The organism is Bordetella tumbae (assembly GCF_965139195.1).
Lineage (GTDB): Bacteria > Pseudomonadota > Gammaproteobacteria > Burkholderiales > Burkholderiaceae_B > Bordetella_A > Bordetella_A tumbae.
The window spans coordinates 128,939-142,642 of sequence record NZ_CBCSJH010000004.1; the positions used below are offsets into that span (position 1 = coordinate 128,939).

Genomic DNA, 13,704 nt, shown 5'->3' on the forward strand with positions numbered 1-13,704 from the left:
ACGAGACGCAGCGTCCTAACGCCGCCGCAGCGCGTCGACCAACTCTTGCTCGGTCAGCGTGCGATCGAAATTGGTCGCATGGCGCGCGGCCAATGTCAGCGTGGCGGCTTCGTGCAACACCGCATCGTCGATGGTGCCCGCCGCACCTAATTCGCTCAGTCGCGTTGGTAATCCTACCTGCGCATACCAAGCCAGTAGATCGTTCAGCATGGTGTCGGAACGATGCTCCAGATCCAATTGCACCAACAGTCCCACGGCGACTTGCAGGCCGTGCAGGGCCTGCCCTATGCCTGGAATACGTGGCAGGCCGCGAGTCAGCGCATGGGCGATCGACAGGCCGCCGCTCTCGAATCCGAGGCCGCTCATCAGAATCATGGCTTCAACGACCCGTTCGAACGCCGCTGTCGGGCGGCCGGTGCCTGCCGCGTCCAGTGCGGCCGCACCATCGGTCAGCAGCGTGCGCATGCAGCCCTCGGCAATCAACTGCGCCGTCAGTGTCGACGCCGCGTTGAACATGTTTTGTCCTTGATTGCGGAAACACTGTTCGGCTTCGAATTTTTTCGAGATGGCATCGCCCATGCCGGCACGGAAAAACAGGGCAGGGGCGGTGCTGATGACCTCGGTGTCCACCAACACAATGGTCGGATTGAACAGCATGTGTTCGACCGCCAGCAGATTGTGATGCGCGTCGTACAAGACGTAGTTTTTGCTGGTGGGGGCGTCGTTAGAGGCCACTGTCGGCACGGTGATCAAATGCTGGTGTTGGGCTTTGGCCACGGCTTTGCCCGCGTCCAGTGCCTTGCCTCCGCCCACCGCGATCACCATATCTACCGATTGCGCCTGCGCCTGGGCCCGCAGCGAGGCAATCGTATCGGGCGTCATTTCGCCCTCTACGATCAGGGGGATCAATTCCACGTTTGCGGGTTTGCAGAGATCGGCCAATCGCTCATGCAGTACGCCATAGACATAGCTGTCGATGACAAGTGCGGCGCGCCGTCCGAACAGGGCAGCCGATTCGCCAAGCGTGCGCAATGCCCCGGGGCCCTGGAAATAGCGGCCCGGACCTCCGAAAACCTTCAGCATGGTGTCTCCTTATTTACGTGGTGTCGTGCTGAGAAATTGTTGTTCTTTTTCTTTCTCGACCAACCAGTCGATCATGATCTGTCCGCCCCATACCAGGTCGGCCTGGATCGCTGTGCGGGCAGCCTCGGGATCACGGGCGATCAAGGCGGCCAGCACGGCCTCGTGGCGGTGTTCGTCGGTCGAATAGTCCAGCCCGGCGGTCTTGATATGAAAGACCTTCAGAATGGGGCCCGTGATCACCCAGAACGACTCCACGGTAGCGCGCAGGATCGGTTTGTTGCTGGCCTCGAGGATCGAGAAATGGAATTTGCGATTCAGGGCGCTGGCACGCTTGGGATCCGTCGAGGTGCAGGAAATGAATTCCTTTTGCAGCGCTATCAGGTTGTCCAGTTGTTTGCGGGTGATGTTTTTGGCTGCCTCGGCCGCGCCCATGCCCTCGAGGTGAAAGCGGATCTGCTGGATTTCCCGCAGCTTTTCCGAGTTCACATAGGGCACGTAGACCGCCGTTGCTGCCTGCATTTCCAGGCCTTGCTCGCTGATCAGCCGAAAGATGGCCTCGCGCACAGGCGTAATAGATACCCCCATTTCCGCGGCCAGCTCTCCAATGATCAGGCGCTCGCCAGGCTCGTATTGCCCATTGATCAAGGCATTACGGATCTCGTTATAGACCTTGACGGAGAGGTTTTCTTTTTTGACCGGTTTCAGGCTCGACATGACGTGACAGCGCTTGCAAGTGACGGGACGGTGAATTCTAGCTTGCCATAGCGTATTATCCGAATTTGAGTATATTATATATCATATATCTTGAATAGAAGAGGAGACAGGCATGGCATCGGATGAGCAGTGCCCCGTGGCGCAGCCCCCCACATCACAGCAAATTGCGCTGCTGCGCGACAAAGCACGCTATATACGACTGGAAACGATCCGACTGATCGAGATCGCAAAAGTCGGTCATTACAGTTCCGTGTTTTCCTGCGCCGAGATATTTGCCGCGCTGTACTACGACGTGATGCGCCTGCGTGCGGGTGAACCCGATTGGCCGGATCGCGATCGATTCCTGATGGGCAAGGGCCATGCGGCCGTCGGTCTGTTCCCCGTGCTGGCGGACCACGGATTCATCTCGCGCGAGTTGCTGGATGGTTATACGCGGCTGGGCAGCCCGTTGGGAGACCATCCGGACATGACCAAGGTGCCGGGCATTGATTTCAGTTCTGGCTCGATTGGGCACGCGCTGTCCAACGGTATCGGGATAGCATTGGGTGGGCGCATGAATCAGCGTCCCTATCATGTGTTCGTCATGCTGGGCGATGGCGAGATGCAAGAAGGCCAGGTATGGGAAGCCGCATTGTTCGCTGGCCATAACAAGCTCTCGCGATTGATCGCCATCATTGATCGCAATGGCTATCAACTGGACGGCAAGGTCGACGATGTCGTGGGGGTAGAGTCGTTGCGCGATAAATGGACCGCGTTTGGATGGGAGGTGCACGAGGTCGATGGTCATGACCTGAATGCCTTGACGCACACCTTGCGCAAACTCAAGGCCGATGGCACACGTCAAAAGCCAGCTTGCCTGATCGCCCGCACCGTCAAGGGCAGAGGCGTGTCGTTCATGGAAACCGAGCCCGGTTGGCATTTGGGGTATCTGGCGCCCGCCGACGCACAGATCGCCATTGACGAAATCCAATCGCAGGAGATCTGAACATGACACATACCCTGAGTCCAGAGTCTTGGCAGTATCGCGCACTGAATGCGATGAATCCCGGACTGAGCTATTTGTCCAACGCCCTCATTGAGTTGGCCCATGAGGGGCATCCCGTGGTAGCGGGGTCTGCCGACCTGCAGTATTCGAATGGCCTGAATCGTTTTGCCGCCGCCTATCCGGATCGCTATGTGCAGTTTGGCATTTCCGAGCAAAACATGGTGTCCGCCGCGGCAGGGCTGGCGACGACGGGGGTGATGCCGTTCGTGGCGACATTCGCGTCGTTTCTGGGATTGCTGTGCTGCGAGCAGATACGCATGGATGTCGCGTATACGAAACTGCCAGTGCGGCTGATCGGCCATCATACGGGGATCAGCCTGGGGTTCTACGGCACGTCGCATCACGCTACAGAGGATATTTCGACTATGCGCGCGATCGCCGGACTCACAGTGGTGTCGCCGGCGGATGGCGCGCAATTGGCGTCGGCCATCAAGGCCTCGGTCGATTGGCCCGAGCCGATTTACTTTCGGATCGGCCGTGGCCGAGATCCCGAGGTTTATCCAGATGGTGTTCCGTTTGAGTTCGGCCGTGCCATTGAGCATAGCCTGGGCAGTGATTTGAATATCATCGCATGTGGCATTACCGTCAGCGCGGCATTGCAGGCTGCGCAAGCGCTGCGGGATCAAGGCTATTCCGTGGGGGTGATAGATATGCCGACGATCAAGCCCCTGGATCGTGATGCCGTACTCAAAGCAACGGGCGCGTCGTCGCGTTTGTTGACGGTAGAGGAACACAATGTTTTGGGTGGCCTCGGATCGGCGGTAGCGGAAGTCCTGGCCGATATCGGCAGCGGGACGCGGCTGCGGCGGCACGGCATCTATGACGAATACAGCTTGATTGCGCCGCCGACCACCTTGTATGCCCATTACAAGCTGGACGCTGAGGGGGTAGCGGCCGTTGCGTTGGAGCAATTGCGGTCTTGAAGTTTCGATTTTGGTTGCGCCATGCGCGGTATCGCTGCATGGCGTGCGCTGGCATTGATAAGTGCACAAAGGAATGACAACGTGAAAGAAATCACTGGTACGACCCGCCTGTACGGCATTCTGGCCGATCCCATTCATCACGTAAAAACGCCTCAGCGGTTGAATGAGTATTTTGCGCAGATCGGTCACGATGGCGTGTGTGTGCCGTTTCACGCGACTCCGGACAGTTTGGCCACCGTCGTCGCGGGCTTGCGGCAATTGCGCAATCTGGGTGGATTCATTGTCACCGTGCCGCATAAGACTGCGATTTTGCAGCTGGTGGACGAGGCCTCCGATGCGACGACATTGATTGGTGCGGCCAATGTCGTGCGCCGCGAACCCGATGGGCGGCTGGTGGCGGACATGCTGGATGGCGAAGGCTTTGTGCGTGGCGTACTGGCCGCTGGTCATGAGCTGCGGGGCAAGACCGCCTATATGGCCGGAGCAGGCGGAGCGGCAAACGCGATTGCCTTTGCGTTGGTCAAAGCTGGCGTGGCCAATCTGACTATCGCAAATCGCACGAGTGCCAAGGCCGAGGATCTGAAGCAGCGTATTCTCACGCTGTATCCCGATGCACGGATTCATGTGGGCACACCCGACCCGTCAGGGCACGAGATCGTGGTCAACGCCACGTCGCTGGGTTTGGCCGAAGGCGATGCCTTGCCATTGGAGGTCAATCGCCTGACGCCGGACCAGCTCGTGTGCGAGATCATCATGCAGCCCAAGGACACGGCCTTGTTGCAGGCCGCACAGGTGCGAGGATGCCGTATTCATTATGGTGCCCCTATGTTGGCGTGCCAGATTCCGCTGATGGCTCAGGCCCTGGGCGTGCCGGGGGCAGGGCAGTGATGCATCAGTACGACTTCATCATCGTAGGGGGCGGGACGGCTGGCTGCATTCTGGCCAATCGATTGACGGCCGACGGCAAGTATCGCGTGCTGATGTTGGAGGCTGGCACGGATGCACGCAGCATGTGGATTTCGATTCCCGCCGGTTTTAGCAAGCTGTTAGTGAATCCGGTGTTCAACTGGCGGTTTCAGACTGAGCCGGAGGAAAACGTACTGGGTCGAACCATTGCGGTGCCGCGCGGCAAAGGACTGGGCGGTTCTACCTTGATCAATGGCATGATCTATGTGCGCGGCCAAGCCGGCGATTATGATGCCTGGCGTGATGATGGCGCGACCGGTTGGTCGGCGGCGGATGTCGCGCCGTATTTTCAGAAGATCGAGAACTATGCGCTGGGTGGTCCGAATCGCGGTACATCCGGGCCCATGCATATTGAGCAGGTTTCCGAGCGCTACCCAATCGCCGATGCCTTTCTGGCGGCGGCGCAAGAGGACGGTCAGCCCATCAATGCCGACTACAACGATGGCGATCAAGAGGGCTTTGGCTATTATCAGGTGGTGCAGCATCGCGGGCGTCGCTGGAGCGTGGTCGACGGCTATCTGAAACCCGCATTGGGACGCAAGAATCTGACAGTGATCAGCGGTGCGCACGTGTTGCGCTTGTTGTTTGAGGGGCAGCGTTGCGTGGGTGTGGTTTACCAAAAAGATGGCCAGCAACACACCGTGCGCTCGAGCCGCGAGACGCTGCTGTGCACGGGGGCGATTCAGACGCCTCAGGTGCTGGAGCTATCTGGTGTGGGTGATCCCGAGAGATTGCGAACGCTGGGTATCGACGTGGTGCATGCACAGCCCCGCGTCGGAGAGAACTATATCGATCATTTCGCCACGCGGATGAACTGGCGTGTGCGGGGCACGGTGACTCTGAACGAAATGTCCAGAGGATGGCGCCTGGCCAATCAGGTCTTGCGGTACTACGCGTCTCACAAAGGCATACTGACGCTGGGCACGGGCCTGGTGCATGGCTTTGTAAAGTCCGCGCCGGATCTGCCGAGCCCCGACGTGCAGTACTTTTTTGTGCATGCCAGCTATGCGAACGCGGCCGAGCGCATTCTGGATCACCATCCCGGCATGACCATAGGGGTCGCGCAACTGAGGCCCCAGTCTGTGGGCAGCATCCATATCAAAAGTGCTGATCCGTTCGATGCCCCCGCGATACGTCCCAACTTTTTGAGTGCAGAAGAGGATCGCGCGAGCTTGGTGGGAGGGATGCAGGTGGCGCGGCGTATTGTGGGGCAGCCCAGTATGCAGCGATATATCGAACAGGAAACCAGCCCGGGGGCGGCGGTGCGAACGGACGATGAATGGTTGGATTTTGCGCGCCGGAACGGACAAACCATTTATCACCCCATAGGCACATGCCGCATGGGGTCGGACGCCACCGCAGTGACGGATCCCCGTTTGCGCGTACGGGGGGTAGCCGGCCTGCGTGTGGTGGATGCGTCAGTGATGCCGCGTATGGTGTCGGGCAATACACAGGCCGCGGTGATGATGGTGGCGGAAAAGGCGGCGGATCTTATTTTGGAAGATGTGCGTGTGTCGGTGTGACGAATAGCATACGTGGGAAGGGGAGCAACGACGAGAATTACAGGGATATATCAGTCTAAACTGATGCCGCCCGCTGCCTGGCGACTTGGTTCAATTTCACCTGGAGTTCAGCGCATGCCTCCATCAGTTCGTGGAAGGGTAAAGCATGCCCTATCATCACGTCATCCGCGAGCATGGCGGCATAATCGTCCTCTAGGGCTGCTCGCGCTTCTCGCTCGGGGACGATCTTCAAATGTCCACCGGTTGCTGTACCGTAGTTGATGGCTTGGCCGCTCGGATCCTTTTCGATGAAGAAGCAGGATTTATGATGAGCGACGGTCTCCGCTACTGAATGATCAGCAACGACGCTTTCAAAATGAGGCCCGCTAGCTATCGCGACCAGATCGTGCCAATGCCGCGAGTAGCGTTCGCTGCGAATGCGGCCTTGCGCACAGAATACGTGGGCCGCCGTTGCTTTCTCCCAAAATGTGCGCGAGATGCTCATGACCAGTGGCGAGGAGGTGGGGAATGACACATCGGGCAAGAAAGCTGCGACATCGCAATTCACTGGGAAAACTTGGTGGGGCTCGCCTGTAGCGCGGCCACCGAACTCCAGAGTTACAACCGGCGCGACGTAGCCGGTGCCCAGCGTTAATGCGGGATATCGTAGGAATAGCTTGTCTTTTTCGTGGCCGCCCAGCTCAAGTTGGCCGGCCAGGTGTTCGCGCGCCAACGCTGCCTGAAGCACAGGTTGTATGTTTTCCATGATCCAGTTTGGCAGCCGATGGCGAACCGCTTGTGTCCACTTGGTTGCTTGACTGCGGCTTGCGGGCAGGCCGTTGCCTGAGCCGATTAAGTCCGGTATCAATCTGCGAATGTCATAGGTCAGGTCGATGTCTTCGGAAAATCGGTCGATAACTTTATAAACCTTTGATAGCGAAGTGCCGCCCTTGAATGTCAGGTGGGCTGAGAGGGGCGATTCAAATAGACAGCGAAGGGTCCATACAACCCATATGTCTTTTTCTAAGAGGTGTGCCGGGCGACTGCTATTGGCACGGGCATACTCCAGAGCTTCCCGTTGATCCTTTTTGCTTAGATCGAAGAAGTACTCAGTCACGGAATGCTTCTTTTCCAATCGCCTGCGCCATCCACGCTGGAAGGGTTGCACGTGCTGAGGTTAGCGCCTGCCATTCTGAGCGTGGAAGCGTGCGATGTAGTGAGGCTAACGACTCTCTCGCATGCGCTGGTCCGATCCAGGCTAGTGCACGTACAGCGGCTCCGGCCGGGCGTGAGCCTAGTGCCAACATCCAGCGCGGTGCGCGTTTTACCTGTATCTCAGATCGTCCTAGCTTCAGTGTGATGCTACGGCCCGACGTCAGGTAGACCTCACGAATTGGTACTTGTTGAGTCAGCCCTAAGGCATTGGCCGCGCTGGCACCATGCGGCATGACGATTTCGCCGCTGTGTTCGGCCAACGCCTGGACGACTTTTTCAGGCGACGGGGCACGCGAACCAAATCGACTGGAAACGGGGGAAGAGTAGAGGCCACGAGCGACGCGTAGTAGTTTGCCGGCCCTGCATAGCCGCGAGAATGCTTGATCCACCGCTGCCCGGCTGCCCAGATGCAAAAATTCCTTAGGCGAAAGTACCCCTCCCTCAGGAAGAGCCCGTGCTTGTCGAAGGATCGTTTCCGGTAGCGTGTCCATGAGATACTCTCATTTAATGTCAGAAACAGTATAACAGTTTCTGACATTGGCAATGTTGCAAATTCTGAGAAAACAGGCGGCTCGGTCGCCTGAGGCCATTCTTCTTAACAGGTGCTTGTCTGGGCGACCGCGCGACTATGTCGAAAGGCTTGCATGCATTGTGGCAAATCGACAGAGCAAAGCGTGGTGTTGACTAAACAGTCCCTCAGAATCGGACACATATCCAATCCCTGAGGCTGTTTGTCAGTATTTTTTCTAGTTCGTTAATGGGATGAGGTAGGCAGGGCCGTTCCGCCCGGCTTGTCATGCGTCGCGTATTTCTCGATCATCGTCGCGCTGGCGCGGTTCAGGCCTGTGACGGTCACTTCGATGCCATTGCGGCGGAATTTATGAACGATGCGATCCAGTGCCTCGATCGCGGTAATGTCCCAGAAATGGGCGTGCGATAGGTCCAGGTGTACGGACGAAATTGTTTCTTTGAAATCAAACTCCGACACCAGCGCCTCGGACGAAGCAAAGAAGACTTGGCCGCGTACCCGGTAGTGGCGCTCGCTCGTTTGTGAATCCAGCGTGGATTCGACCGTCAAAATGCGACGGGCTTTTTCGGTAAAGAAGATCGCGCTCAGCAACACGCCCAGGCCTACGCCAATGGCGAGATTATCGGTCGATACCACCGCAGCGACCGTGGCGACCATGACTACCGATGAGGTCTTGGGGTTGGTTTTCAAGCGGGTAATGGAGCGCCAGTCGAATGTACTGATCGACACCATGATCATCACGGCCACCAATGCGGCCATGGGGATCTGCTGGACCCAGGGGCCCAGGAATACAACAAGCACCAGCAAGAAAGCGCCCGCGATAAAGGTGGACAGACGACCGCGGCCACCGGATTTCAGGTTGATGACGGTCTGGCCGATCATGGCGCAGCCAGGCATCCCGCCTAAAAATCCCGCGACGATGTTGGCGCAGCCCTGGCCCCGGCATTCGCGGTTTTTGCTGCTGGGTGTGTCGGTGTAGTCATCGACAATGCTGGCCGTCATGAGCGATTCGAGTAGACCGACCAAAGCAATACTGACCGAATAAGGAAAGATGATGCGCAAGGTGTCCAGCGAGAACGGGACCTCGGGAAAGGCAAAGATCGGCAGCTCGTCCGGGAATGCACCCATGTCGCCGACGGTGGGCACATCCAGATGCAGCGTCATGGAAATGGCTGTCAGGACGATGATGCAGATGAGCGGCGAGGGCACGGCCTTGGTCAGGCGGGGCACGAGATAGATAATGGCCAGGCCGCCCGCGACCATGGCATAAACGTAGGGCGGGACGTTGTGCAGTTGAGGCAACTGAGCCAGAAAGATCAGAATGGCCAGCGCATTGACAAAGCCGGTGATGACGGAGCGGGACACGAAGCGCATCAGCGATCCCAGCCCCAGAAAGCCGGCGCCGATCTGCAGCAGTCCGGCCAGGATGCCGGCGGCCAACACATATTCCACACCGTGATTCTTGACCAGGGATCCGATCAGCAGCGCTACGGCGCCAGTTGCTGCAGAGATCATTCCCGGGCGGCCACCGGCGATCGCGGAGACGACGGCAATGCTGAACGCTGCATAAAGGCCGACTTTAGGCTCAACGCCTGCAATGATGGAAAAGGCGAGCGCCTCGGGAATAAGTGCCAGCGCGACCACAATGCCGGCCAGGATGTCGCCTCGAATGTTGGAGAACCATTCGTCGCGTAGAGAATGCGTGTGCATGAAAGGGCCTAAAGAGAAAATATGAAGCAGGCCGGCAGGAGGGCGTGATGGGACGTGAGTAGCGCAAACGAAGTGATTTCGTCACAGAAGGGGCAAACGACCCTGAAACTCATCAGATGCTGAGGGAGCGTCACGACGGCGCCGATGTAGGCGCACGCGAACCACGAACGTCCTGTCCGGTCAAGGAGATGACAGAAAAGGGTTCGTGGCGTAGTTACATGGGTAGAGGTGGCAGGCGGGTTGGATCGCACGCGGCGCAGTAAGCGCCAGCGTTTTCAAGTGGGCCGGATTTTAGGTGATTGTGTGCAATGCGTCCAATTCACGCCGGCGAGCAGAGGTAATCCGTCAGTCGAGACAGCATCAAATCGCAGGCCGCGATTTGCGAAACTTCCACGTATTCGTCGGCTTTATGTGCGACTTCGATGCTGCCGGGGCCGCAGACCAAGACGGGCGTCTGATCCCATTGTTGGCGAAACAGACCGCCCTCGGTGCCAAAGGCAACCTTGGTGCGCGCGGTGTCTGGAGGCAGCAGGGAGGTGAGCAAGCGGACTGCCGATGAGTCTTCGTCGGTGGAGAGGCCTGGATAGGCGTTGATCAGTCGAACATCGGGCGGGGCGGCATCGGGATGGGCGTTATTGGCCGTCATCCGTGCTCGCGTGACCTCCAGAATGTGGGCCAGGATTTGCGCGGGGTCGTCTTCTGAAACGTTGCGGATTTCAAAATCGAGTTCGCATTCTTCAGGAACAATATTCAGCGCACGTCCGCCGCGTATCGTGCCTACATGCACGGTCGAGTAGGGAATGGCATAGCCGTCTTCTTGAGGGCCTGACTCGGCAAGTTCCTGCTGGACTTCGCGCAACGCGGTGATGAGATCAGTTGCGGTATGAATGGCGTTGACGAATCGCGGCGCCAAGCCGGAGTGGCCAGCTTGGCCGCAACACATTGCACGATAGGCGGCTTTGCCCTTGTGGCCTGTACCGATTTTCATGAGTGTCGGTTCGCCGACGATGCACAGCGAGGGCGCGGGTAGCTTACCCTCCAGTGCGCGCAAGAGATGGCGTACGCCTACGCAGCCGATTTCCTCGTCAAAGGACAGCGCCAGCAATAACGGGCGTTTCAGGGGTTGACGCGCCGCGTTGATCATGGCGACGACGGCACAGGCGACAAAGCCTTTCATGTCCGAACTGCCCCGTCCATAAATGCGGCCATCGCGTTCGGTAGCCTCGAAGGGCGGAAAGGTCCAGGGCTGGCCTTTTGCCGGGACGACGTCGGTATGGCCTGACAGCAGGACCCCGGGGGTGTCCTGCGGACCGACGCTGGCGAATAAATTGCAGCGCGAGGCGTCTTGCGGATCCGATACCAGCGTTGACGCGATGCCGGCCTCGCTCAATAACGCCTGTACGCGTGCCATCAGATCCGCATTCGGAGTCAAGGATACTGAGGGAAAGGCAATCAGTTCGCGCAGCAAGTCAAGGCTGCTCAAGGACGAAGTGTTGTTCATAGAGGGGCGCGTAAAGGAGGATAGGACGTCAAGAATGCTGTGATGATAGATCAGGATTTTTTGCTTTCGGTCCTGTTGGATAAATGGGGGTCGAAGAAACTCGCCGCGCTCATCCCAGGAATGTATTGATCGGAGATATAGGCGCGGCAGCGTTGCATGAAGGCTTGTGTCAGTCGGGATGGCTTCATCGGCTTGTATGTGGCCAGGCCGAGCAACATTGGTCGTTGTTCGCCCACCAGGCGCAGGCGTACGAGCCGTTTTCCATCTAGAGATTGCGTGGATTTGGGGCGTACGTTGAACAAGGCGTAGCCGATGCCATTGGCGACCATGGATCGGACAACGTCCTCCGAGCGGGAGCGTGCGACGATATTGGGCTCGACGCCGGCCTTGGAGTAGAGCGATGTGAAATACTCCTTGCTCATGGGCAGGTCCAACAGCACCATGGGTTGCGGGGCCAATTCCTCAAGCGTGACCGCCAGTTGTTGCGCCAGCGGATGCAGTTCGCTAACCAGCACGTGCGGCGGCAGACGTGCCAGCGTCTCAAAGCCAATTTCTTCGCCCAATTGCAGGTCATAGGTGAGGGCGATGTCGATTTCCAGCGTGTGCAGCTTCTGAATCAGGTCTTGCTGATTGCCTTCGGCCATATGCAATTCGACCGTGTCAAAGGCACGCGAAAAGCCAAAAATGACTTCCGGCGCAATCATGGCCGCCAGTGACTGAAAGCATCCCACGCGAAGTACGCCGCGCAGGGTATCGCTGGAATCCGAAGCGATTTCGTACAGGCGGGAGGCGCGCTCCAGCAGGTCTTCGCATTCCTGCATCACTTGAGTGCCGACTGTCGTCAGCGCCAGGCCCTTGGACGGATGCCGTACAAATAGTTGCGTGCCCAATTCGGTTTCTATGTGCGCAATGGCGGCCGAAATAGAGGGCGGTGAAATATGGATCTGGGCGGAGGCCGAGGCGATGCTGCCGTGTTTGGCAGTGGCCACAAAGTACTCCATCTGACGCAGAGAAATGCGATTAAGCATGATGGCAACGGAATGGAAGCGAGTGCAGTGGATGGGGGCGGTACGTGCGCCGTGGCTGAGATGTCGTCAGCGTTGACGCCGGGCGCCGGCGGCTGTGATACCGCAGTGTATCCACTCTGCTTGGTCCGAGGCGATGGCGCATTTCAAGGGTGCCCATGCCCTGCAGGCTCTGCGCGCAATCAGAGGTCGCCGGGAACGCCAAAGCTCGGCGCTGCGCGTGGGTCCCGTGCTCGCGTGATGTAGTCCTGTACCTGCGGCTCATAGATCTTCCAGGTCGCATAAAGCGCCTGGACAGGATCTGCATCGAGCCAGTCCAGGCGCAGGTCGATCATGGGCCAATCCAGTTCTCCATAGACTAATAGTCCGGCGGAATGGACGGGGCCTTCTTCCCCTCCAGCCTCCTGTCCGGCCAGCATCGCCTGCATCAGCCGCTCGGCCAACGAACCCTGTGCGCTCTCGAAAGCCGACAGCATGACGGCGGGCACGTCCAGCGACGCCAGCATGTTGCCCGCGCAAGCTGCGTGTTCGCCCGCTGCGCTGGCCAATGTTCCGAGGGCGCTTTCACCCGTAAAAATCGCCGGCGGGTGAGTGGCGTTGATGGCCATCAGTTGGCGGTAGGCGATGAAAGGGCGCTGTTGCAACGCTTCGAGCGCTTGCTCAGGAGTATTTCCAGCAGCCAGTAAGTCCAGGACCATAGGTCCCAGGCCCGGATCGGTAATGTTTTGACTGACTGCGGCACCCACACCTGGCCGGGCGCGAATGCAGCGTGACGCGACGGCAGGGGAAGAGGAAGCGACGGCTGCGCCGAATTGGCCCGTAGCGGGGCAGCGCGCAATGATCGAGAAAGTCATGGTCAGCGCCTGGTAGGGGTTAATCCGGAATGACGGCAGTAGCGTCGATTTCCACCAGCCATTCCGGGCGGGCCAGGGCGGAGACCACGATCCCCGTGGATACCGGAAAGACGCCTTTGAGCCAGCGTCCGACAACACGATATACCGCTTCCCGATAGCGAGGGTCAATGAGGTAGATGGTGATCTTGCACACGTGTTCGAGTTCGCCGCCGGCTTCTTTGAGCAGCATGGCGATGTTTGCCATTGCTTGCTCCGCCTGGCCTGCGGCATCGCCGATGCATACGCTTTCCGAGGTTTCCAGGTTCTGCCCTATCTGGCCGCGCAGGAAGACCGTGCTGCCGCGTGCGACCACGGCCTGGCAGAGGTCGTTGTCCAGATTCTGTTCGGGATAGGTGGCCTTGGTATTAAAGCTGCGTATGCGGGTGTGTTTCATGGTCGTCCACCGTGAGTGAATGCGTGCGATGCGCGTTGTGAGGCTGGTGTGCCGCTGAGGCGAGGCCCTTCATAGTCAGCTCAGGAGTGGATCACGCCAATTTGTTTTTTCCGGTGGGTGGTCTCGGAATTTCCGACCGTGAACGCGGCGGGCCAGCCGAAGGCCGCGTCAGGAAAGGCGAGTCATTCCTAAGGAAATCGCGAA

General features: G+C 58.5%; 13 protein-coding genes. 4 read left to right on the forward strand and 9 right to left on the reverse strand.

The window, feature by feature from the left end; translation table 11 throughout:
- Positions 1-15 precede the first annotated feature (15 nt).
- Positions 16-1,083, reverse strand: a complete 1,068-nt coding sequence (locus tag ACNA0J_RS07430; RefSeq protein ID WP_415817983.1) for a glycerol dehydrogenase — start codon at positions 1,081-1,083, stop codon at positions 16-18.
- 9 nt (positions 1,084-1,092) lie between these two features.
- Positions 1,093-1,797: a GntR family transcriptional regulator gene (locus ACNA0J_RS07435; protein ID WP_415817985.1), complete on the reverse strand. Its 705-nt coding sequence runs from the start codon at positions 1,795-1,797 to the stop codon at positions 1,093-1,095.
- A gap of 112 nt (positions 1,798-1,909) precedes the next feature.
- On the opposite strand from ACNA0J_RS07435, the gene ACNA0J_RS07440 reads away from it, so the two are divergent.
- The 4 genes from ACNA0J_RS07440 (at position 1,910) to ACNA0J_RS07455 (ending at position 6,254) form a co-directional block, all read left to right on the forward strand.
- Entirely contained in the window at positions 1,910-2,782 is an 873-nt protein-coding gene (locus ACNA0J_RS07440) for a transketolase (RefSeq protein WP_415817987.1), read from the forward strand.
- A 2-nt stretch (positions 2,783-2,784) separates the two neighbouring features.
- Positions 2,785-3,765, forward strand: a complete 981-nt coding sequence (locus ACNA0J_RS07445; protein ID WP_415817989.1) for a transketolase family protein — start codon at positions 2,785-2,787, stop codon at positions 3,763-3,765.
- A gap of 81 nt (positions 3,766-3,846) precedes the next feature.
- The gene (locus tag ACNA0J_RS07450) at positions 3,847-4,653 is read left to right on the forward strand and encodes a shikimate dehydrogenase family protein (RefSeq protein ID WP_415817992.1); all 807 of its coding nucleotides are present in this window, start codon (positions 3,847-3,849) and stop codon (positions 4,651-4,653) included.
- Positions 4,653-6,254 (forward strand): GMC family oxidoreductase, encoded by a 1,602-nt coding sequence (locus ACNA0J_RS07455; RefSeq protein WP_415817994.1) that lies wholly within the window; start codon positions 4,653-4,655, stop codon positions 6,252-6,254. The genes ACNA0J_RS07450 and ACNA0J_RS07455 overlap by 1 nt, the downstream gene beginning before the upstream one ends.
- Positions 6,255-6,309: 55 nt before the next feature.
- Here the strand turns inward: ACNA0J_RS07455 and ACNA0J_RS07460 are convergent, their stop codons facing one another.
- From ACNA0J_RS07460 to ACNA0J_RS07490, 7 genes are all read right to left on the reverse strand, one after another.
- Positions 6,310-7,350, reverse strand: a complete 1,041-nt coding sequence (locus ACNA0J_RS07460; RefSeq protein ID WP_415818207.1) for a nucleotidyl transferase AbiEii/AbiGii toxin family protein — start codon at positions 7,348-7,350, stop codon at positions 6,310-6,312.
- The gene (locus ACNA0J_RS07465) at positions 7,343-7,939 is read right to left on the reverse strand and encodes a DUF6088 family protein (protein WP_415817997.1); all 597 of its coding nucleotides are present in this window, start codon (positions 7,937-7,939) and stop codon (positions 7,343-7,345) included. The genes ACNA0J_RS07460 and ACNA0J_RS07465 overlap by 8 nt, the downstream gene beginning before the upstream one ends.
- 263 nt (positions 7,940-8,202) lie before the next feature.
- Positions 8,203-9,687 carry a SulP family inorganic anion transporter gene (locus tag ACNA0J_RS07470; protein ID WP_415817999.1) on the reverse strand — a complete coding sequence of 495 codons (1,485 nt, stop codon included), beginning with the start codon at positions 9,685-9,687 and terminating at the stop codon, positions 8,203-8,205.
- Between the two features lie 319 nt (positions 9,688-10,006).
- Positions 10,007-11,188, reverse strand: coding sequence for an acetylornithine deacetylase (argE, locus tag ACNA0J_RS07475; RefSeq protein ID WP_415818002.1), 1,182 nt, complete (start codon positions 11,186-11,188; stop codon positions 10,007-10,009).
- 50 nt (positions 11,189-11,238) lie between these two features.
- Positions 11,239-12,216, reverse strand: coding sequence for a LysR substrate-binding domain-containing protein (locus ACNA0J_RS07480; protein ID WP_415818004.1), 978 nt, complete (start codon positions 12,214-12,216; stop codon positions 11,239-11,241).
- A gap of 179 nt (positions 12,217-12,395) precedes the next feature.
- On the reverse strand, positions 12,396-13,067 hold the full coding sequence (locus ACNA0J_RS07485) for a DUF1028 domain-containing protein (protein ID WP_415818006.1): 672 nt from the start codon (positions 13,065-13,067) through the stop codon (positions 12,396-12,398).
- Between the two features lie 19 nt (positions 13,068-13,086).
- Positions 13,087-13,500, reverse strand: a complete 414-nt coding sequence (locus ACNA0J_RS07490; protein ID WP_415818009.1) for a RidA family protein — start codon at positions 13,498-13,500, stop codon at positions 13,087-13,089.
- Between the last annotated feature and the right edge of the window lie 204 nt (positions 13,501-13,704).

What these genes read in the sequence shown, in the direction of transcription:
- ACNA0J_RS07445 (WP_415817989.1), top strand. Translation starts at nt 2,785, where the DNA reads ATGACACATACCCTGAGTCCAGAGTCTTGGCAGTATCGCGCACTGAAT.
- ACNA0J_RS07470 (WP_415817999.1), bottom strand. Translation starts at nt 9,687, where the DNA reads ATGCACACGCATTCTCTACGCGACGAATGGTTCTCCAACATTCGAGGC.
- argE (WP_415818002.1), bottom strand. Translation starts at nt 11,188, where the DNA reads ATGAACAACACTTCGTCCTTGAGCAGCCTTGACTTGCTGCGCGAACTG.
- ACNA0J_RS07485 (WP_415818006.1), bottom strand. Translation starts at nt 13,067, where the DNA reads ATGACTTTCTCGATCATTGCGCGCTGCCCCGCTACGGGCCAATTCGGC.
- ACNA0J_RS07440 (WP_415817987.1), top strand. Translation starts at nt 1,910, where the DNA reads ATGGCATCGGATGAGCAGTGCCCCGTGGCGCAGCCCCCCACATCACAG.
- ACNA0J_RS07435 (WP_415817985.1), bottom strand. Translation starts at nt 1,797, where the DNA reads ATGTCGAGCCTGAAACCGGTCAAAAAAGAAAACCTCTCCGTCAAGGTC.
- ACNA0J_RS07480 (WP_415818004.1), bottom strand. Translation starts at nt 12,216, where the DNA reads ATGCTTAATCGCATTTCTCTGCGTCAGATGGAGTACTTTGTGGCCACT.
- ACNA0J_RS07430 (WP_415817983.1), bottom strand. Translation starts at nt 1,083, where the DNA reads ATGCTGAAGGTTTTCGGAGGTCCGGGCCGCTATTTCCAGGGCCCCGGG.
- ACNA0J_RS07465 (WP_415817997.1), bottom strand. Translation starts at nt 7,939, where the DNA reads ATGGACACGCTACCGGAAACGATCCTTCGACAAGCACGGGCTCTTCCT.
- ACNA0J_RS07490 (WP_415818009.1), bottom strand. Translation starts at nt 13,500, where the DNA reads ATGAAACACACCCGCATACGCAGCTTTAATACCAAGGCCACCTATCCC.
- ACNA0J_RS07455 (WP_415817994.1), top strand. Translation starts at nt 4,653, where the DNA reads ATGCATCAGTACGACTTCATCATCGTAGGGGGCGGGACGGCTGGCTGC.